Here is a 21,343-nt window from a genome sequence, read left to right as displayed (position 1 = left end):
GATAAAGACAAAGTAAAATTAAAGCAAGTCAATTATCAAGTTATTAAAGAAAATGCTACTGCATTAAATCTTTATACTACTGGCAAAATTGACTCAGTTGTATTAACACCGGAAAATGTTGATAAATACAAAAACGATAAAAACTTCGTTACTGAAAAAGAAGCAACAACATTCTTCTTACGTATTAACAAAACGAGAAATAAAGATTTAGAAAACAAAAACTTACGTCTTGCAATTGCAAAATCCATAGATAAAGAAAATTATGTTGATAAATTACTGAACAATGGATCAGTAGCTGTAGACACATTAATGCCTAAAGAGTTTGTTCAAGGACCAGATGGTAAAGATTACATTGATGGAGTTAAATCTAATTTAAATTATGATGCTGCTGAAGCTAAGAAATACTTTGACAAAGCAAAAGCTGAATTAGGTAAAGATAAAATTAAATTAGAGTTCTTAACATATGATTCTGATGTATCTAAAAAGGATGCGGAATACGTTAAAGAACAAGTAGAAACTAATCTTCCTGGCATTGAATTGAAAGTTAAACAACAGCCGTTCAAACAAAAACTTGCTCTTGAATCTAAAGGTGATTACGACATCGCATTTGCCGGCTGGGGCCCTGACTATCCAGATCCAATGACATTCCTTGATATGTTTGTAACTGATGGTTCACATAACCAGACAGGTTACTCAAATAAAGAGTACGATCAAATGATTAAAGATGCTAAAGGACCTTTATTAAAAGATCTTGATAAACGTTGGACAACAATGCAGGATGCTGAAACATTATTCTTAGAGGATGCTGCTATTGCACCAATGTATCAGCGTGGTACATCACGTCTACGTCAAGGTTATGTGAAGAACTACGTTACTCACAAATTTGCTGGAGACTCTACACTTAAAGAAACTTACATCGAAGGTAAAGACAAAAAATAATACACAAAAAGAAGGTTCAGGATTAGTCCTGAACCTTCTTTATTTTCTTTTTCTACCAAGTCCCATGGCATTTTCCATCTTTTTCAGCATTTTATTTGCCTTATATGCTGCTTTTTCAGCACCACGATCAAGTATATGATCAAGCTCTTCGGAATCCATATAGTAATTATATTTTTCCTGGAACTGAGTAATGAAGTTCACCATCACTTCTGCAAGATCTGCTTTGAAGTCTCCGTAACCTTTGCCTTCATATTTTTCTTCTAATTCTGCAATGGTTATATCTGAAATGATTGAATAAATACTTAACAAATTTGATATTCCAGGTTTATTGTCTTTATCGAATTTCACAATTCCATCTGAATCAGTGACGGCACTTTTGATTTTTTTAGCGACAGTTGCCGGTGGATCAAGTAGTGAAATAAATCCTTTCGTATTAGTATCGGATTTACTCATCTTCTTCGTCGGTTCCTGTAGACTCATCACTCGGCCACCGACTTCCGGCAGTCTGACTTCCGGCAGTGTCAGTATATCGTTATAACGCTGATTGAAGCGGGTCGCGAGGTCACGTGTTAACTCAAGATGCTGTTTCTGGTCATCTCCGACTGGGACAATGTCTGTACCATAGAGTAGAATATCAGCTGCCATAAGCGGCGGATAAGTAAGTAATCCTGCAGGTATACCGTCTTTCCGGTCTTTTGCTTTATCTTTGTACTGCGTCATGCGCTCCAGTTCTCCGATAGTTGCAATAGTTGTCAGCATCCATCCTGCCTGTGCATGTGCCGGCACTTCTGATTGTATGAACAGTGTAACTTTTTCAGGATCAAGTCCGCTTGCTAAATACAATGCTGCGAGAGATCGTATATTATTACGTAAAGCTGTTTTATCCTGTGGAACTGTAATAGCATGCTGATCTACTATACAAAAATAACAGTCATATTCATCTTGAATATATACGAATTGTTTTAATGCTCCAATATAATTTCCGATCGTTGGGATACCACTTGGCTGAATGCCGGAAAATAAAGTTTTCATTGTTTTTCCTCCAAAATATATATATACTATTGTACACTAAAACATTGTCAGTTAAAATGCAGCTAAGCAATTACTGATTTAACGCGATGATAGAATATTTTTGAACTATTTTGAATTTCTTTATTGTTTCTCATTTAATTTTAATGTTGTCAAATTATAATTACATTATCAGGTTAGCAGATTGACAACATTTCTATATTCCTTTAATAAGATAGTTTATACTGTTTTAGATAGGGAATAATCAATATATGTTGACATAATACTAATCGATATAATACATATACAAATAGGAGAGTGAGATGTATGGTAACATTATTTACTTCACCAAGTTGCACATCTTGCCGTAAAGCGAAAGCATGGTTACAAGAACATGATATTCCGTATACGGAGCGCAATATTTTTTCTGATAACTTAACAATTGATGAAATTAAAGCTATTTTAAGAATGACGGAAGATGGAACTGACGAAATTATTTCTACACGTTCTAAAACATTCCAGAAACTAAATATTGATATTGATGCAATGCCTTTACAAGATTTATATGAAATCATCCAGCAACATCCAGGTTTATTACGTCGACCAATTATATTGGATGAAAAGCGTCTGCAGGTTGGTTATAATGAAGATGAAATTCGTCGTTTCCTTCCTCGCAAAGTACGTACGTTCCAGCTGCTTGAAGCTCAGCGTATGGTCGATTAATAGCAATCCTTCAGCTGCCTTTTACCGGCAGCTTTTTTTGTATGCTGTAGTAATCAAATTACTATGTTTTTTCCTTCCGTTATAATACAATGAGATTACTATTCATTCAGAGATGGAGGGATACATGATGAGAATAGAACGTATCAATGATGTTACTATAAAATTTTATTTAACATATACTGACTTGGAAGAGCGAGGATTCAAGCAGGATGATTTATGGACTAACCGCAAGAAGGGTGAAGAGTTCTTCTGGTCCATGATGGAAGAAGTCAACCAGGAAGAAGAATTTGTTATTGAAGGTCCGCTCTGGATTCAAGTCCATGCTTTCGACAAAGGAATTGAGTTTGTTGTCACTAAATCACGTAATGATGAATTTATGCATATGCCTGAAGAAGAATCAGATGATAGACTTGAATATCAAGTCAATGAATTTTTGAATAAGGCTATTGAGAACGATCATGATCTGACTAATTTGCTGACTGGAGATGAGACGACAGTCAATCAACAGAGTTTGGTTTTTACGGATGATATTCTTGTTCAATTCAATGATCTGGAAACTGTTATTCAATTCAGTCACTCTCATGAATTTGCACATGTTGATTTCGAGGACCTGCTCTACATGTATGAAGGTCGGTACTATTACTATGTTCAGTTTGACAAACAGATGTCGGTTGATGTCATCGACGGTTATGTGGCGCATATCTTTGAGTATGCTGACCAGACCAAGATGAATCATGCACTGCTTGAGGAATATGGTAAAGTTGTGATGAGCCATAATGTACGTAATCAAGTGAAGCGTTATTTTAAATGATAATTTACTATGTTTAAATAAATTTAATAAATCAAATCTGCACTTCTTACGATTATAAAGTAGGAGGTGTTTTTTGATGCTTATAGCTATTAACAGTGAAGGTCATTATATAACAGCCGACAAAGCAAATGGTCATACGTTCATGTGTCCGGTCTGTTTAAGTCCTGTCGTCCTAAAGAAAGGACGCTTTAAAATAGCACACTTCTCTCATCAGCGCATTAAAGACTGCTATAAAGCGACGTACAAACAGGAATCAGCGGCTCACCTGGCAGGGAAACATGCCTTGTACCGGTTATGTCAGCATGAACATGTTGCTATGGAGTATTATATTGATGAAATAGAACAGATTCCAGATATTCTTGTCAATCACCGATTTGCTCTGGAACTTCAGCTCTCGGTTATTCCAGTGGATAAGTTATTGGGAAGAACTTATGGCTACAGATCAATTAATATGGACGTGGTCTGGATTGCTTCAGAGCAAGCTATTAAGAAGGATAATGGAACAGTCAAACTGACTTTGTTTCAGAGGAGTATGGTGGATGCTGTAAATAGATTACTGATTACATATGATACTGCCGGAAATTGTTTTTACTTATATGAACTGACTGCTGTTCAGCAGAACTTGTCACTATCATATAGACGTCGGCCCATCACTGATATCACTCAGCTGATCTGCCGGGAAGTACTACAAACGTCAGCTTACAAGTCTTACCACATCATCAATCAGCATGAACGTTCTAAGTACATCAGCACTTGTCTCAGTCAAAGAAGCGTACTTGAGCCGACGCTTAGTGCGTTGTATCAGCTGAATATTCATTGGCGTCAGCTGCCGAAGGAGATCGGTATTATAGTACCGAGTCAGTTCTATATTAGGACACATCCGATCAGATGGCAGAGCAGACTCCGACTTCTATTATATACGGGTAGTTTTTCACTTCAGCGATTTATTGAGGAACTTGAGTTCTATAGTTATTATGCTATTGATTGTTCAGAGCTTCAAATATCAGCGAGACTACTCAAAGAGTATAAAGAAGCGGTCAGAAAGTTATACGTGCAAATTTGATTGAAAAGTGAGAAAATTATAACAATCATTATTTTAGGAGGACATTATGACAGAAATTATTACACGGGAACAACAACTTGTAGAAAATACATGGGATCTTACTAAAATTTTTCCGAGCGATGATGCGTTTGAAGAAGCATTCCAGGAGATTGAAGGTTATTTAGGACGCGAAGAAGAAGTGAAAGGTACGCTTGGGGAAAGTGCTGAGCATTTACTGAAAGCATTGTTACTAGATACTGAAATTGATGAAAAGCTAGGCAAAGTTTATGTCTATGCTCATTTGAAACATGATCAGGATACATCGAATGATACTTATACAGCTATGGACCAGAGAGCAGCAGCTCTTGCTTCACAGTTCAGCAGCGCCTGGAGTTTTATGTTGCCTGAACTGATGACGATTGATGAAACTCAGCTCAATCAATTTATTGAAGAGAACGAAGGACTAAAGCGGTTTAAGTTCAATCTTGAGCTGATTAACAAGAAAAGATCACATGTTTTGTCAGACAAGGAAGAGAAGATACTGGCAGAAGCAGGTGAAGCGTTGTCTACACCGAGCAATGTCTTTGGCATGTTCAATAATGCCGATCTGACTTTCAATGATATTGAAGATGCAGAAGGTCAGTTACATCCATTGTCACAAGGAACTTACATTCAATATCTTGAATCTACTGACAGAGTGCTGCGTGAGAATGCCTATAAGGAAATATACCGTAATTATGGTCAGTTCAAAAATACATTGTCTCAGACGCTCGCAGGAAAAGTGAAGGCTTCAGTATTTTCAAGCAAAGTCAGAGGATACGATTCTCCGCGTCATCAGGCACTGTCAAACAACGATATCCCTGAAGCGGTATATGACAACTTAATATCGACTGTTCATGATCACCTGCCGCTGCTGCATCGATATACGGCACTTCGTAAAGAACTGCTCGGTCTTGATGACATGAAAATGTACGACATGTATACTCCGCTAGTTAAGGATGAGAAGTTTGAAGTGACTTACGAAGAAGCAAAGAAGTGGGTACTCGATTCTTTAAAACCGATGGGAGAGGAATATACTGCTGTTATTGAAGAAGGTTTGAATAACCGCTGGGTCGATGTCTATGAAAATAAAGGTAAAAGAAGCGGTGCTTACTCTTCAGGAACATACGGTACTAATCCTTACATTTTGATGAACTGGACGGATAATATTAATAATACGTTTACGTTGACGCATGAATTTGGTCATTCGGCGCATAGTTATTTTTCCAGACAGAATCAGCCTTCAAATATGTCCGGCTATTCTATATTTGTAGCGGAAGTAGCTTCAACATGTAATGAAGCACTGCTCGCTCATCATATGTATAACACTTTGACGGATGAAAAGAAAAAGCTTTATCTGCTGAACTACCAGTTGGAAGGGTTCCGCGGTACTGTGTTCAGACAGACGATGTTTGCAGAATTTGAACATCTCATTCATACGCTTGCTCAGAATAATGAGCCGTTGACAGCAGAACGATTGAACAAAGAGTATAAAGCTTTAAATGAAGCATATTACGGTGAATCAGTAGAACATGACGACTTCATTGCAGGCGAATGGAGCCGTATTCCCCATTTCTACTATAATTATTATGTGTATCAATATGCGACAGGCTATAGCGCTGCAATGGCACTGAGCGATCAGATCTTAAGCGAAGGCAAGCCGGCAGTAGATAGATATATCAACTCATTCCTTAAGGCCGGAAGCTCTGACTATCCGATTGAAGTACTGAAAAAAGCAGGCGTGGATATGACGACTAGCGAACCAATTGAAAAAGCATGCAAAGTATTTGAAGAACGGTTAAATGAATTTGAACGTTTGATCAAAGAAACAAACAACTAATAGAGAATACGTTTTCATTATGTCGATATTGTGAAATCAGTCATAATAGGTTGAAGTACTTGTATATTCATGATATCATACAAACATGAAATTTATCACAAACCAAACATACCCCTTTGTTTGAGTGTAAATTTCTCCCATCCCCTTTGTTTAAATACCGCGTAATCAGACGCGGTATTTTTTTGTCGTCTATTAAGAAGTTAATTGTAGTCATAGCCTTCTATATGTAAACTAAAGAAGCGGTTAACCACTAGGATAAATCTAGTGGTTAACCGCTTCTTCATTTTATATAATATTATTAAAAGACTATATCGCTTCTTTTTTTCTCCAGTACTGACCTGAGGAATATGTCACCGCTTCGATCTTATTCATCAGCTTTAATTTCTTCAGTTCTCTCGATAGAACATTTTTTGGCCATTCATAGATGACTTCTAATTCGCTTTCGCTCACTAATTCATTTTCTATAATATATTCTTCGATTTTTGGAGGCAGTTCTTTTTCGATCGAATGACTGATGAGTTCATTGATGAGATAAGTATAGATGGCATACTGCTGAATGCCTTCGACTTTTAATCCATCATCCTCGAAATTCTCATTAAAAAATACTAAAGTCGGTGACATCGTTACTTCCATTTCTCTTGAAATATGCTGATCCACTTTTAAAGAGTTAGTGACGTGGATACTTTTTATATCAGTCAGGAACGTATCAATATCGAGACGTGCCTTTTTCGCACATTCAATAATCAGTTCTCGTGTAATAATATCTTGTTTCGGCATGATCTCATTCTGGACATAGCGCAGGAACATAGCCGCTCTTTTTCTGCCCTGCAGTTCTGCTGCTTTATACGCTAATGCGATATTATCATCTTCCGTTGTACTTTGAGCCTGACATTTCGTCAGTACGCGCAAAGTAGGAAGTAGTATTTGCTTGATTTCTACATATTGGCTGTACTCAATCTGTAATTTACGAAGAACAGCTTTGAGGTCCCAGCAATCTTTACAGAATGGATCAAAGAATGAATAAATTTCCACCTTCTTCACGGGTTGAAGAGAGAGACACTTATCATTATGAATGACCTCTAAATGTTTCATATTTTCACCTACAATTTTCTTCAGTGTTTATCATATGTGTCGCGGTCAAAGTCAGACGTTCAAATATATAGTCTTTTAAAGCTTTATCAATAACAAAATCGTTCAGTGCAATGTTCATATTCTCAAGCCAGGCATCTCTTGCTGATGGCGTAATCTGAAACGGTAAATGCCGCATGCGCAGCATAGGATGTCCATGTTCATCTGTGTATAAAGATGGACCACCTAGAAACTGTGTAAGAAACTGCTTTTGTTTTCTCGCTGTCTCAGATAAATCATCGGGAAACAGATGATTTATTCTTTCATCTGCTTTCACGTATTCGTAAAAACGGTCAATCACAGCATGCAAAGTTTCCTGACCGATTGCATCAAATGGAACTGACAATTTAATCACCTTTTATTTAAATATATCATGTTAACAGTAATATTAAAGTTATTTGCTTATAAGTTGATTATGTCTGGAGTAGAACCTCTGCACTTTATTCAAGGTTTGCTGCCCCGTTATTTGATAGTCAATTAAAAACTGTTCAAACTGTGCTAGACCTGGTTCATAATCACGCACTTCGAACTCTAATTCATAATCTTCAGCATCGAGGTAATGGCTGGCATCGAGTACGAGCAGACCATCCTGATAACGTGTTTCTCTGCGCTCAGTAGATAGTGCTCCAATGATTCTGAGTTGATTTAAGTCTACTCCATAAGCTGATAACTGTACTTTAATAGAGTCTGGTATATCATTTTCTGTTATATGCTCATGATCAAATAGAGCATCGGAAATATCATCGTGATATTCCATAATACCGATTTCCTGGGGGATTTTCAGAGTCATGACAAGTCTGCCTTTAATATCTCTGATTCTTAATGATACTTTCTGCTCTATAAGCTGGTGGTCCGGCGTATCAATATAAAAGTTAGTCTGCGTTATAGCTTCAGCATTTTTAAATAATGTATCTCTTAAACGTGCATATGTATCATAATTCAGCATGTTTTTAAATTCTATTTCTAGTTCTTTCAATCCAATCCCCTCCATATACAAATTATGGCGGACTCGATAAATGAAGTAAAGAAATAAGCTATAGTACGACTTGCATTTGTTTTATGTTAAAATATCTATGTTAAGGGAGAGATAATAATGAATTTACATGTCAATGAAATCAAATTAGTGGATGGGTCTGTTCACGTCTATACAGAGGAAGAACCTATCGATGTAAGACCTGCAGGACAGCTGCTGACTGACAGCGATCACTTTCAGTTTGTCTACTTGCTGGATGATGGTGCCGTCTATCATCATCTAAGATTCGTCCAGGAAACATGGCAGATGATGAAGGAATATAAGGACTGGAATTGGATGTTATATGGAACGATTGAACTCGATCGTTTTAATGAGGAGTTCGCAATGCTGCTTGAAAATATAGAAGGTAACCATAATTATGGTAAATCTTTCGTAGAACGTGTTGAAGAAGTATTTGAACTGTAGAATCTGAGGTGAAACAAATGAATCAATGGGATATCTTTTTAGCGCCATACAAACAGGCAATAGATGAACTGAAGATTAAACTCAAGGGGATCCGTAAGCAGTATGAAAGGGAAGGAAAATCTTCACCCATTGAGTTTGTGACAGGTAGAGTGAAACCTATACCGAGCATCATTGAAAAAGCAAATAAAAGGGGCATACAGTTTGATAAACTGTCAGAAGAAATGTATGATATCGCGGGTCTTCGTATGATGTGCCAGTTTGTAGATGATATTGACATTGTCGTTGTTCTGCTGAAAAACAGAAAAGATTTTGAGGTGGTGGAAGAACGGGACTACATTAAGGAAACTAAGGAAAGTGGTTACCGTTCTTATCATGTCATTGTTAAATATCCAATAGAAACGCTTGACGGACAGCGCTTTATACTGGCTGAAATCCAGATCAGAACTCTAGCAATGAACTTCTGGGCTACAATTGAGCATACTCTTCGCTATAAATACGATGGTGATTATCCACCGGAAATACAGCATCGACTTGAGCGTGCAGCAGAAGCGGCTTATCTTTTGGATGAGGAAATGTCCGAAATTAGAGAAGAGATTAAAGAAGCACAGAAATATTATTCTGAACAGCGAAGTGAATTAAGATAGGGGTGAGTGTGCTGAAATACACTATTCTTTCAAAAGGTGATTCAAAAAGCAATGCGTTAACTCAAAAGATGAAGAGTTATATGAAAGACTTTAAAATGATTGAAGATCATGAAGAACCTGATATTGTTATTTCTGTCGGCGGTGATGGAACATTGCTCCAGGCCTTTCATACTTATAGCCACCGCCTGGACGACTGCAGTTTTGTAGGTGTTCATACCGGACATCTCGGGTTTTATGCTGACTGGCTGCCACATGAAGTAGAACGTCTCATTATTGCTATTAACAATGAACCGATTCAGCGCATTGAATATCCATTAATAGAAGTCATTGTCAGATATTCGAACGGCGGTCGGGAATCTCGTTATCTGGCATTGAACGAAGCGACGATCAAAACGCATAATGGTGCAACACTTGTCGTCGATGTTGATATCCGTGGTCAACAGTTCGAACGGTTCCGTGGGGATGGTTTGTGCATGTCAACGCCTAGCGGTTCGACAGCTTATAATAAGGCGCTCGGTGGTGCACTGATTCATCCTTCTTTAGAGGCGATGCAGATGGCAGAGATTGCTTCTATTAATAACCGTGTGTTCAGAACGGTCGGATCGCCGCTCGTACTCCCTAAACATCATACGATACATGTGACACCGGTTAATCGCGGAATACTACAGCTGACGATTGATCATATCGCGAGCGACCATCAAGGCATCGCCTCTATTCAGTATCGTGTGGCAGATGAAAAAATTAAATTTGCGCGGTTCAGACCTTTTCCATTCTGGAAACGAGTCCATGATTCATTTATCTCGAGTGAATAACATTGAAACTTTTATATAAAGTGCATGAACCGATGTTACTCCGTGAATTTCTGCAGCATCAGCATATATCGAAGAAAAGTTTAAGCGCCATTAAGCAGAATGGCGCTTTAGTTGTTAATGATAATCCTGTCACGGTCCGTTATCAACTGGTACTGGATGATATTATTGAAATCCATCTGCCTGAAGAATTTCCGAGTGCGAGCCTGACACCAAGTGATGGTCCGCTCAATATTCTTTATGAAGATGATTATTTATGTATCGTTTCAAAGGCCCCCGGCGTTAGTACAATGCCTTCTATGCTTCATCCGCATGACAGTCTCCTGGAACGGGTTCTTGCTCACTTTATCAATCATGATGAAACAGGAATTCCGCATATTGTGACAAGACTTGACCGAAATACGAGTGGCATAGTAGTCTTCGCTAAACATCAGCTCATCCATCATTTAATGACAGGGAAGATTTCAAAAACCTATGTGTGCATAGTATGCGGCAAGATTCCTTTATCAGGAGTCATTGATTATCCAATCAGCAGAAAAGGCGATTCTATTATTGAACGTCAAGTTTCAGCTAATGGTAAAGCGGCACTGACAAGTTATGTTGCACTTCATCACTCCGATGACTACAGTGTAGCAGCAGTAAAGCTGCATACGGGACGCACACATCAAATTCGTGTCCATTTTCAAGCAATCGGTTATCCACTTGCGGGGGATACACTATATGGTAAGGATAAGCGGCTTTCCCGTCAGGCGCTTCATGCCCTGCAGATTGAATTTGTCCATCCCATAACAGGAGTGCACATTGTTCTTCAAGATTCCCCATACAAAGATTTAAGAAGCCTGATTCCTATGTTATAATGAATTGTATTTTTAGGAGGTGAGCGCATGGCAGAAGAATTAGAAGAGCAATTATATGATAAAGAGTTACTAGATGAATTGCTTGAACATCATGATATCGATCAATTCAGAGAAGTCTTCCTTGCGTTACACATCTATGAACAAGGTGAATATTTCACAGCATCTGATGAAAACAAGCGCAGCGTTATTTATCAGATGCTGTCACCTCTTGAAGTTGCAGAATTTCTAGAAGTGACAGAACTCGAAAACTACGATGAACTCTTTGAGACAATGGATGCAATATACGCGAGCCAGATGTTAAGTGAAATGTCTTATGATAATGCCGTAGATATATTGAATAAACTGCCTAAAGCGAAGATCGCAAGTCTTCTTCTAATGATGGATAAAGAAGCGGCTGGAGAAATTAAGGCACTGCTTCACTATGAAGAAGATACTGCCGGTGGTCTGATGACCACTGAGTATATCTCAGTATCGTCTTTGATGACTGTTAATGAAGCGATGCTGCAGCTGAAGGAACAGGCACCAAGCGCTGAAACTATTTACTATATTTTCGTCGTGAACGACCGCAACCAACTTGCTGGTGTCATATCCTTAAGAGATTTGATTGTTGCCGAGAATGATTCCTACATTGAAGATGTGATGAATGAACGGGTCATCAGTGTGAATGTTGCAGATGACCAGGAAGACGTCGCAATGGTTGTCAGGGATTATGATTTACTTGCTTTACCTGTAGTTGATTATCAGAATCATCTGCTTGGTATTATTACCATTGACGATATCGTCGACGTTATCGATGAAGAAGCAAGTGAAGACTATTCTAAACTTGCCGGTGTCAGTGACATCGATTCTACCGATGATTCTGTTTTTTCAACAGCCAGAAAACGGCTTCCCTGGCTTGCTGCTTTAACGATTATGGGAATGGGAACTGCGACTATTTTAGGTAGTTTTCAAGATACACTAGAACAAGTGGCACTTCTCGCAGCATTTATTCCGATTATAGGTGGTATGGCGGGAAATTCTGGAACACAAAGTCTGGCTGTTGTAGTCAGAGGGATATCAACCGGCGAAATAGAAGGGCAGAGTAAATTCAGACTGGCATTAAGAGAAGCGGGGTCTGGTCTCTTAACAGGTTTATGCTGTGCTATTCTCTTATTCATCATTATTTGCGTCGTCTATAAAGAACCTGTACTTGCAGGTATCGTAGCGTTCAGTCTGACGATTGCCATGACTGTTGCGACGCTTGCCGGAGCGCTTGTTCCTATTATCATGCACCGGATAAATATTGACCCGGCTGTTGCAAGCGGACCTTTTATTTCAACAATCAATGATATTATCAGTATGCTCATATATTTTGGACTGGCAACAGCATTTATGAGCTATTTAATGTAGGAGGATTTATGGAACATCATCTACCGGCACTTGTCATAATTGTTATGACCGCATTGATCACTCCGATATTAGTGAAACGGCTTCATTTGAACTTCCTGCCAGTTGTAGTAGCAGAAATATTGATGGGAATACTGATTGGCAAATCAGTTTTTAATTTAGTGCAGCCAAACGACGTATTAAATATATTATCTACTCTGGGAATTATCTTTCTAATGTTTTTAAGTGGGCTTGAAATTGATTTTTCAGCATTTAAGACAAAGAAAAATAAAGATAGTGAGCAGAATAATGAACCAAACCGATTAATTTTAACGACGGGTATTTTTATAGGGATACTGATTCTCTCCATATTTGCTGCCTATATCTTTAAATGGATTGGACTAGTTGATGATATTCTGCTGATGGTCATCATCATTTCGACTATTTCACTTGGTGTAGTGATGCCGACTTTAAAGGAAATGAATCTGCTCAGAACATCAATCGGTCAGATCATCCTGCTCGTCGCAGTAATCGCAGATTTAGCGACGATGCTGCTATTGACAGCGTACGGAACGCTTCATGCTAAAGGCGATTCTCCAATATGGCTGATCGGTACACTAGTGGTGTTCACAGTACTCTTTTATATTATGGGTGGTTACTTTAAAAAGTCATCATTTCTGCAAAAAATGATGGAGGGAACGACGCAGATTGGGATTCGAGCTATATTTGCCCTTATTATTCTTTTAGTCGCACTGGCAGAAGGTGTCGGAGCCGAAAATATTTTAGGAGCGTTTTTAGCAGGGGTGGTTGTCAGTTTGATCGGTCCGGACCAGGACCTCGTACATAAACTGGATTCATTCGGTTATGGTTTCTTTATCCCGATTTTCTTTATCATGGTTGGAGTAGAACTCAATATTAGAGAACTGCTGCAGGATCCATCTGTACTGATATTAATTCCTTTATTGTTCATCGTATTCTTCCTGACAAAGTTATTTCCTTTGCTGGTGCTAATGAAATGGTATGACAAGAGAACCGTCGTTGCGTCATCTTTTCTTTTAACGTCAACATTATCGCTTATCATAGTGTCAGCCAAGCTTGCCGAGCAGCTTGGAACAATCAGCAATGTATTGTCAGGAACCTTTATACTCAGTGCGATTATCACTTGTGTTATCGTTCCGATATTCTTCAAGAAAATATTCCCGGTTCAGTTATCTGAAGAAAAAGTGATTAAGATCGCTTTTATCGGTAAAAATCAGATGTCCATTCCTGTTGCACAAAGTATTAAGTCTGAACTTTATCAGCCGACGTTATTCTATCGTAAAGATAACTCTGACAATAGAACGCTTGAGGATATTGAAGCGATTGAGCTTGAAAGCTATGACTATAACACATTGAACCAGCTTGGTTTGTTTAATTTTGATATAGTCGTCTGCTCGGCGAATGATGAGCGTATCAATCGAAGTGTCGCTCTGATGGCTAAGCAGCAAGGTGTCAACCGTGTCATCTGCCGGATCGAAAACACCAATGAAGATGAGGAACTGGCACAGCAGGGTATTGAGATGTTCAGTGAATTCCAAAGCACGAAGACGCTGCTGAAAGGATTGATTGAATCACCGAATATGCTGAACTTGCTGTCTAATGTTGAAACGTCACTCTATGAAATTGAAATGCTGAATACACGTTACCATGAAATGATGCTGAGAGATTTCCCGTTCAGTGGAGATATTATTTTTGTCAGAATACTACGTGGAAAAGATTCCATCGTCCCTCATGGGGACACTGAGCTGCACTTTAAAGACAGACTTATTGTGACTGGCTCAAGAGGTTACGTCGATGAATTGAAACGCGAGCTTGAGCTCATATAAGTGCAATAGAAACAGGGAAACCTGTTTTTCTTGCATTTAAAGCTTAAAAACTATAAATTAGTAACAGGTACTAATAACTTATAATAATAGTGAGGGATAGCATGTTAAACTTAGAAGGACAGCAATATGTCATTATGGGCGTAGCCAATAAAAGAAGTATCGGGTTTGGTGTAGCACAAGTTCTGGACGAAGCCGGAGCAAAAGTTGTGTTTACATATCGTAAAGACCGCAGCCGTAATGAGCTTGAAAAGTTACTGCCAAGTTTGAAGAATAACCAGAATGCGTTATTGATTCAGTGTGATGTGCAGGAAGATGCAGCTGTGGTACATGCTTTTAAGGAAATCGGTGACAAGTGTGGAACAATCAATGGTGTTTTCCATTCTATTGCATTCGCTAATACTGAAGATTTAAGAGGAAGATTTTCTGATACTTCAAGAGACGGGTTCCTTCTGGCACATGATATCAGTTCTTATTCACTGACCATTGTCGCACGAGAAGCAAGAAAAGTCATGGCAGAAAACGGCAGTATTGTCACAACGACGTATATTGGCGGTGAATTTGCTGTTCCAAACTATAATATTATGGGTGTAGCAAAAGCATCACTTGAAGCAAGTGTTAAATACTTGGCACAGGATCTTGGAGCAGAAGGCATACGTGTCAATGCAGTATCAGCCGGTCCGATTCGTACGTTAAGTGCAAAAGGAGTAGGCGGACTTAACATTATTCTGAAAGAAGTAGAAGAAAGAGCACCGCTCAAGCGAAATGTGGATATTATTGAAGTGGGTAAAACAGCAGCATATTTATTAAGCGACTTATCAAGCGGTGTTACAGGGGAGAATATTCACGTGGATGCCGGTTATCACATTTTAGGTTAATCCATAGAAAAAGTGCCGCGTATATAAGCAGCACTTTTTTATTGACCTAATTTAAATGTTTCAAGGACATTCCACGTACCATTTTCAAGCTGGTAACATAGGCTGACTTTATCAACTGTTTCTTTGTGATCAATGCCTGCCATTTTCAACTGGCCGTAAACATCTTCAAATTCCTGACTTGAGAAGCCTTGGCCGATCGTAAAATGCGGTACGAACGGATGGGCATTCTTATCGTAAAAAGAGCCATCATTTAATGCATCAAAGATTGAAGTTAAACCTTCGTTATTGACAACTTTAAAGAAAATTACATTTTTAGTAGGAGCGAAGCTCGATACTTTTGTCACTTCGATTTCTATTGGTTCAGCTTCAGCAGTAATCTGAGTTAACTTGTCAGTAACGCTTGATAAGTCATCTTCAGCAACCTCAAATGCATCCTTCACTGTAATATGTGGTGGAATCAATGCATAGTGTGAATCATAACGTTTACGATATGAGTTAACTTTATCCTGGAACCCCTTCGATGGAAAAATTACAATACCTAATTTCATGGAAACGCCTCCCTTTGCTGTACTCATTTAATTATAACAAATTACTTCGATAAAAAATACTTTAGTACCGAATCAAGTTGAGGTTTCCATGTTTTCCACGTATGGCCTCCGTCAAGCTCTTCATAATATGTTGTCACACCTGCTGAAACAAGACGCTCATGAAATGCTTGATTTGGCGTCAGAAAATCAGCTTTCTCACCAGACATCAGTTTGAAAGAGTGCTCTTCTTTTCCGATGACATGATACAAATCAATATGAGAAGTTTCGGAAGTAACAAATTCTTCGATAATAGTTTCAGAAATCATCGGACTCAGCAGCAGCGCGCGTGAAAAATTCATCGGATACGACAGTATAACTGACAGCGAAAGACTGGCTGCAAGACTATCTCCCATCAGAAGTCGTGCATTCCCGGTTTTCAATGTAGCAAAGTTCTGATCAATATAAGGCATTAGTTCTGAAACGACGAATTTAATCATCTGCTGTTTGTCGGGACTATCAGGATGATATTCTTTTTTTCTAGTCTTGACGTCAGGATAATGTACATAAACAATAATTGCTCGCTCTATAACATCAGCCGCATACAGTTTTTCATAACTCCGGTGAAGCTGGCCTAACTGGCTGAAATCCTGTCCGTCAAACGCGATGATCACATGATGTTTATAAAGCGAAGTATAGTTATCTGGCAAATATATCCCAAGTTTAACTAGTCTGTTTAAATGCTTGCTTTCCAAATCAAATGGATTGATTAATCCTTGCTGTAACATCTATAATTTCTCCTCAAAGTTTTATATTATTGTATCATACAGTGAAAGCGGTTAACTCTATTTAACTCAAATATTTATATAATAATTGGGTATAATAGATAAGAAATTTAAACTAGGAGGTCAATATGTTAAATAAAGCCTGGGTCAGAGTAGCAATCGGTCTATTGCTCGCATTTCTACTCGTCAAATACTTTTTAGAGATCAATCATATTTTTTATCCAGTCATAGTGATAGTCAATTCGATTGTATTACCATTATTGCTTGGAGGTTTTCTGTACTACATTACCGTTCCATTTCAGACATTTCTTGAAAAGAAACGAGTACCTAGATGGGGCAGTCTGATCATTATTATTTTACTGATGTTATTATTAGCTACCAGTTTTGTATCTATTGTCGGACCTGTTCTTGTCGGTCAAGTCAATTCATTTATTGACAATCTTCCGCAGATCCAACGCGAATTCGAGTCTTACATCAGCTATGCACTGGATCAGCGCGAGAAGCTGCCAGAAGGGTTGAAGAACGGTATCAATGAAGGGATTCAGAAAGTTAATGACTATACCGGAACTTTGCTGTCTGGTGCTGTTTCCTATATCACTAAGTTCATTTCTACACTGTTTCTGCTCATTCTTGTACCATTCTTTTTGATTTACATGTTGAAAGATCACGATAGATTTATTCCGTTTGTTGCATCTCCCTTCACAGGAAGCAGAAAGAAATTTGTCGTGGATTTATTCAAAAATATTGATAAAACACTTAAAAACTACATTCAAGGCCAAGTGACAGTGAGTATCATCTTAGGCTCACTGCTGTTGATCGGTTATTTGATCATCGGACTTGATTATGCATTAGTACTTGCACTTTGGGGGATGCTGACCAACTTAATTCCTTTCCTAGGACCTTATCTTGCCGTCATTCCTGCCATTGTCATCGCTTTAATTCAAGATCCAATCATGGTAGTTTATGTTGTAATTATTATGTTCGTTGCCCAGCAGCTTGAAGGTAATGTCATTACGCCTAATATCATGGGTAAATCACTGAACATCCATCCTTTGACTATTATTACGGTAATTCTGGCAGCAGGTAATCTAGGTGGTTTCTTCGCTATTTTGATTGCTGTGCCGACATATGCAGTATTAAAAACTATAGTTACAAGTTTCTATAAACACCGCCAGAATATTCAGCTCGAGGCACAAAAAGTTGTTAAAGATCAGCCGAAACCTTGATCTAGGTTTACATTATTAAGTGCAAATTGTTAAAATATAGTTAAAATGATTGTCGACAAGGAGACTATATGAAAAAAGTAAGAAAAGCTGTTATTCCAGCTGCTGGATTAGGATCAAGATTTTTACCAGCAACAAAAGCCATGCCCAAGGAAATTCTTCCTATCCTTGATAAACCGACAATCCAGTACATTGTGGAAGAAGCAGTAGCAGCAGGTATAGAAGATATTATCATTGTCACTGGTAAACATAAGCGAGCTATTGAAGATCATTTTGACTCACAGCTTGAACTTGAACTTAATCTCAAAGAAAAGAACAAAACAGAATTGCTGGAAAAAGTTCAGCATTCAACCAACCTGGCTAATATATTCTATGTCAGACAAAAATCTCCTCAAGGTTTAGGTCATGCCATCTGGACAGCGAAGCAGTTCATCGGTGACGAGCCTTTTGCTGTATTACTTGGTGACGATATAGTAGATGCAAAAACGCCGGCAATCAGACAATTGATTGAAGTATATGAGGAAACCGGAACATCAGTAGTAGGTGCGAAGACTGTCGCAGCTCATGAGACAGAACGCTATGGAATCATTGAAGCCAGATTCCAGAAAGACCGGCTGTATGAAATTGCTAATTTAATAGAGAAGCCGAAGCTTGGCACTACTGACTCACGACTTGCTATTATGGGACGTTATATATTGACGCCGGACATCTTTACTTATCTGGAAGAGCAGAATATAGGTGCAGGAGGAGAAATTCAACTGACAGATGCGATTCAACGTGTCAATGAGCAGACCGCTGTTTACGCTTATGACTTCGAAGGAGACCGCTATGATGTCGGCGATAAAATTGGTTTCGTCAAGACCACGATGGAGTATGCCATGCGTTCAGAGATGAAAGATGAACTGATTCCGTTTCTTGAACAGCTCATCCAAAAACACCGATAAATAAACCCGGGACAATTACTATATTTCTTAAAATTTAAGAATAAGTAATTGTCCCGGGTTTATTCTATAGTTGACGAGCGTTTCGCAATCTTTTGAAGAAATATATACTGTAGAAGATGGCAAGGAACGTAAAACTTAGTGCTGATAAATATAACGTAAAATTGACATCTTTGAACAGTTCGGCGGACAATCCTCCAGCGACTGGACCGAACATTGTACCGATGCCCTGTAAACTGTTGAAAACACCCCACGACTCTTCTTTCATATCGCCACTAATATTTTCGGCGAGAAAAGTGTTCCAGCCTGGCAGCAGCAAACCGTAGAACAATCCGATAACTGACGCGATGGCTAATGCAACGATAAATGAATGGAGCGTACTAAGAATATAAATTGAAATGCCGAATATTAAAAAGCCCGCTATGATGATACCATACCTTAATCTTCTGCTTACAAGATCCATCCATTTTGAAATAAACAGCATCGCAACAGTACAGCCAGCGCCGCCTGCTATAAGAAGATAAGTATATTCCAAAGTTGTAACATTAAGATGGTTGACAGCATAAGTCGGTAAAATAGGTACAAGCATTCCTATGGCAAGTCCTTGTAAAAGTATTCCAGGGAATAGCGCACGGTGCTGTTTCATCACTGATTTAATCAGTCGGCCTTGAGCTTTAATTGATTTCTTATCGATGTAGGACACTTCTGTATTGACGAAAAAATAGAGTAACCATGCAATGCCAGCAATAAGCGCCATTAAAAATGTATAGCGTTCAGGATGCAGTTTGAATATGAGATTCATTCCAATCATGCCAGACATCATTCCGACCAGCCAGGCAAAATAAACGTATCCCATTTGTTTGGCCCGATTATCTTCCTGAACGGAGCTGAGCATCACTACCCAGATCGGGCATACCGCAATGCCAAGTAAAATGGCAGTTGTCATCAGCACAATAGTGGAGTGAAAGAAAATAATCACGACAAGTCCTATAACTGCTAGTAAAAATCCGAAATTTAAAATAGCTTTTGTACCAAACCTTCTTAAAAGAAAGCCGGTAGAGAAATTCATCAGCGCATCACTGACAAAGTGAAGCGTGATACATAATGAAGTAATACCTACAGACACACCGATTCCTGTTGTAGGTAGTATCGGCAAATAACTTAGAACAAACATGCCTCTTGCAAATTCCATTAAAAACAAAACAGTGAGCATCAACCAGAAGTTTAATCCTTTGAGTCGATTATCTTGCGAAGAATTTCGCATATAGAGATACCTTAGATTGTAATTGCTGATCAATAAGAGACTCATTTAATAATCTGATAAGATCGAAGCAAATATTTTCTGATGCAGAGGGCAGATAGTCTATGGTCATTTGCTGTTTCATTTTGTTCAGCTCACTTTCATTTGTCAGAAGGTCCAAAGCGACATGGGATGTTTCTGCCACAGTATGGGTGATACGTGAATAGCCCTGACGACTGAAATAAATAGCATTTTCACCTTCCTGCCCTGGGGCAGGATTGAAAAATATGAGAGGTATTGCTTTGCATAAACTTTCAGAAATAGTGATGCCTCCAGGTTTTGTCAACATTAAATCACAGGAGCTCATCCAACGGTCCATTTGTTTTGTGTATCCGATAACCACTATATTATTATCACCTGAAAACTCAAGCGTCAGTTCATCGAATAGACGTTTATTGTTTCCGCATATGACAACAAACTGAACATCAGCTCGATCATTCATGTCTTTCAGCATGGCGCTGAAACCTTGAACGACACCAAATGCTCCAGCTACCATCAGCAATGTTTTCTTTGCAGGTGACAATCCATATCCTTCAAGCCAGTTGTTTCTATCGACCTTTAGTTCGAATTTTGAATCAATCGGAATACCAGTGACCTGAATGGCGTCTTCCGAAATACCGATAGTCGTCAACTGTTCTTTAGTCTGTTCAGCCGCGACATAATAACGACTTGATTCAGGTGTAATCCAGTTTTTCTGCATATTGTAATCTGTGATTACAGTAGCAATCGGTATATTAAGTTTAAATTCCTGTGTCAACAGTGAAACGACAGGAGTAGGGAATGTCAGCAGAATTAAGTCCGGCTTTTCTTTAATTAGTAAATTTATCAAACGGTTAAGACCATAATATTTATAGAAACATTTATCAATTTCATCGGGTCTTGAATAATAGAAATATTTATAGGTGTTTCTGAAATATTTATAGCTGTTAATGTACCATTTTTTCATTAAAGACGTGACTATTGGGTGCGCTTCTAAAAACAGGTCATGCTGTATTACTTCCAGATTAGGTAAGTTCATCTGATTAAATTGATTTACGATACTATTGGTCACTGAAATATGGCCATTTCCAAACGAGCCTGTTATTATTAATATCTTTTTGTTTGCAGTTAACATAGTCACGCTCCGGAAATCATTATTGTATTTCATTATTTTAACTTATTATATTGAGTTTTGGAAAAAAAATCAT

General features: G+C 38.4%; 22 protein-coding genes. 14 read left to right on the top strand and 8 right to left on the bottom strand.

The window, feature by feature from the left end:
• The coding region (locus ERX29_RS03755; RefSeq protein ID WP_133443352.1) for a peptide ABC transporter substrate-binding protein at positions 1-939 on the top strand (939 nt) is incomplete at its 5' end.
• 39 nt (positions 940-978) lie between these two features.
• Here the strand turns inward: ERX29_RS03755 and trpS are convergent.
• Positions 979-1,971, bottom strand: coding sequence for a tryptophan--tRNA ligase (trpS, locus tag ERX29_RS03750; protein WP_133443351.1), 993 nt, complete (start codon positions 1,969-1,971; stop codon positions 979-981).
• A gap of 303 nt (positions 1,972-2,274) precedes the next feature.
• Here trpS and spxA point away from each other — a divergent pair, with 303 nt between their 5' ends.
• The 4 genes from spxA to pepF all read left to right on the top strand — a co-directional run bounded on the left by spxA (position 2,275) and on the right by pepF (position 6,402).
• Complete coding sequence (spxA, locus tag ERX29_RS03745; protein WP_133443350.1) at positions 2,275-2,670, top strand: transcriptional regulator SpxA; 396 nt, start codon at positions 2,275-2,277, stop codon at positions 2,668-2,670.
• 124 nt (positions 2,671-2,794) lie between these two features.
• Positions 2,795-3,481 carry an adaptor protein MecA gene (gene mecA, locus ERX29_RS03740; protein WP_243719964.1) on the top strand — a complete coding sequence of 229 codons (687 nt, stop codon included), beginning with the start codon at positions 2,795-2,797 and terminating at the stop codon, positions 3,479-3,481.
• Between the two features lie 76 nt (positions 3,482-3,557).
• On the top strand, positions 3,558-4,544 hold the full coding sequence (locus ERX29_RS03735) for a competence protein CoiA (RefSeq protein ID WP_133443349.1): 987 nt from the start codon (positions 3,558-3,560) through the stop codon (positions 4,542-4,544).
• Between the two features lie 46 nt (positions 4,545-4,590).
• Positions 4,591-6,402, top strand: a complete 1,812-nt coding sequence (gene pepF / locus ERX29_RS03730) for an oligoendopeptidase F (protein ID WP_133443348.1) — start codon at positions 4,591-4,593, stop codon at positions 6,400-6,402.
• 306 nt (positions 6,403-6,708) lie between these two features.
• Here the strand turns inward: pepF and ERX29_RS03725 are convergent, their stop codons facing one another.
• From ERX29_RS03725 to ERX29_RS03715, 3 genes are read right to left on the bottom strand one after another with little or no spacing between them, the layout of a single operon-like run.
• The gene (locus ERX29_RS03725) at positions 6,709-7,494 is read right to left on the bottom strand and encodes a DsbA family protein (protein WP_133443347.1); all 786 of its coding nucleotides are present in this window, start codon (positions 7,492-7,494) and stop codon (positions 6,709-6,711) included.
• A gap of 4 nt (positions 7,495-7,498) precedes the next feature.
• Positions 7,499-7,876, bottom strand: a complete 378-nt coding sequence (locus ERX29_RS03720) for a globin domain-containing protein (RefSeq protein WP_133443358.1) — start codon at positions 7,874-7,876, stop codon at positions 7,499-7,501.
• A 48-nt stretch (positions 7,877-7,924) separates the two neighbouring features.
• Complete coding sequence (locus tag ERX29_RS03715) at positions 7,925-8,506, bottom strand: CYTH domain-containing protein (RefSeq protein ID WP_165981057.1); 582 nt, start codon at positions 8,504-8,506, stop codon at positions 7,925-7,927.
• Between the two features lie 117 nt (positions 8,507-8,623).
• On the opposite strand from ERX29_RS03715, the gene ERX29_RS03710 reads away from it, so the two are divergent.
• The 7 genes from ERX29_RS03710 (at position 8,624) to fabI (ending at position 15,383) form a co-directional block, all read left to right on the top strand.
• Positions 8,624-8,968: a UPF0738 family protein gene (locus ERX29_RS03710; RefSeq protein WP_133443345.1), complete on the top strand. Its 345-nt coding sequence runs from the start codon at positions 8,624-8,626 to the stop codon at positions 8,966-8,968.
• Positions 8,969-8,985: 17 nt separating this feature from the next.
• Positions 8,986-9,612: a GTP diphosphokinase gene (gene yjbM / locus ERX29_RS03705; protein WP_133443344.1), complete on the top strand. Its 627-nt coding sequence runs from the start codon at positions 8,986-8,988 to the stop codon at positions 9,610-9,612.
• Between the two features lie 11 nt (positions 9,613-9,623).
• Positions 9,624-10,424 carry an NAD kinase gene (locus tag ERX29_RS03700; protein WP_133443357.1) on the top strand — a complete coding sequence of 267 codons (801 nt, stop codon included), beginning with the start codon at positions 9,624-9,626 and terminating at the stop codon, positions 10,422-10,424.
• Positions 10,425-10,426: 2 nt separating this feature from the next.
• Positions 10,427-11,278, top strand: coding sequence for an RluA family pseudouridine synthase (locus ERX29_RS03695; protein ID WP_243719962.1), 852 nt, complete (start codon positions 10,427-10,429; stop codon positions 11,276-11,278).
• Between the two features lie 27 nt (positions 11,279-11,305).
• Positions 11,306-12,667 (top strand): magnesium transporter, encoded by a 1,362-nt coding sequence (gene mgtE, locus ERX29_RS03690; RefSeq protein WP_133443343.1) that lies wholly within the window; start codon positions 11,306-11,308, stop codon positions 12,665-12,667.
• 8 nt (positions 12,668-12,675) lie between these two features.
• Positions 12,676-14,508: a monovalent cation:proton antiporter family protein gene (locus ERX29_RS03685; protein WP_133443342.1), complete on the top strand. Its 1,833-nt coding sequence runs from the start codon at positions 12,676-12,678 to the stop codon at positions 14,506-14,508.
• Positions 14,509-14,609: 101 nt separating this feature from the next.
• The gene (gene fabI, locus ERX29_RS03680) at positions 14,610-15,383 is read left to right on the top strand and encodes an enoyl-ACP reductase FabI (RefSeq protein WP_133443341.1); all 774 of its coding nucleotides are present in this window, start codon (positions 14,610-14,612) and stop codon (positions 15,381-15,383) included.
• A 38-nt stretch (positions 15,384-15,421) separates the two neighbouring features.
• Here fabI and ERX29_RS03675 read toward each other — a convergent pair whose 3' ends face one another.
• Positions 15,422-15,931, bottom strand: a complete 510-nt coding sequence (locus ERX29_RS03675) for a YjcG family protein (protein WP_133443340.1) — start codon at positions 15,929-15,931, stop codon at positions 15,422-15,424.
• 41 nt (positions 15,932-15,972) lie between these two features.
• On the bottom strand, positions 15,973-16,695 hold the full coding sequence (locus ERX29_RS03670) for an alpha/beta hydrolase (RefSeq protein WP_133443339.1): 723 nt from the start codon (positions 16,693-16,695) through the stop codon (positions 15,973-15,975).
• A 125-nt stretch (positions 16,696-16,820) separates the two neighbouring features.
• Between ERX29_RS03670 and ERX29_RS03665 the strand changes: the two genes are divergently transcribed.
• Together ERX29_RS03665 and galU are read left to right on the top strand one after the other, a co-directional pair.
• Complete coding sequence (locus ERX29_RS03665) at positions 16,821-17,918, top strand: AI-2E family transporter (RefSeq protein WP_133443338.1); 1,098 nt, start codon at positions 16,821-16,823, stop codon at positions 17,916-17,918.
• Between the two features lie 68 nt (positions 17,919-17,986).
• Positions 17,987-18,859, top strand: coding sequence for a UTP--glucose-1-phosphate uridylyltransferase GalU (galU, locus tag ERX29_RS03660; RefSeq protein WP_133443337.1), 873 nt, complete (start codon positions 17,987-17,989; stop codon positions 18,857-18,859).
• 64 nt (positions 18,860-18,923) lie between these two features.
• Here the strand turns inward: galU and ltaA are convergent, their stop codons facing one another.
• Both ltaA and ERX29_RS03650 read right to left on the bottom strand, forming a co-directional pair.
• Positions 18,924-20,120: a lipoteichoic acid biosynthesis MFS flippase LtaA gene (gene ltaA, locus ERX29_RS03655; protein WP_133443336.1), complete on the bottom strand. Its 1,197-nt coding sequence runs from the start codon at positions 20,118-20,120 to the stop codon at positions 18,924-18,926.
• Positions 20,098-21,270: a diglucosyl diacylglycerol synthase gene (locus tag ERX29_RS03650; RefSeq protein ID WP_133443335.1), complete on the bottom strand. Its 1,173-nt coding sequence runs from the start codon at positions 21,268-21,270 to the stop codon at positions 20,098-20,100. The genes ltaA and ERX29_RS03650 overlap by 23 nt, the downstream gene beginning before the upstream one ends.
• Between the last annotated feature and the right edge of the window lie 73 nt (positions 21,271-21,343).

The sequence above is a fragment of the Macrococcus lamae genome, from assembly GCF_004359545.1.
In the GTDB taxonomy this organism is placed as follows: Bacteria; Bacillota; Bacilli; order Staphylococcales; family Staphylococcaceae; genus Macrococcus; species Macrococcus lamae.
This window is presented reverse-complemented; position numbering and strand designations above follow the sequence as displayed.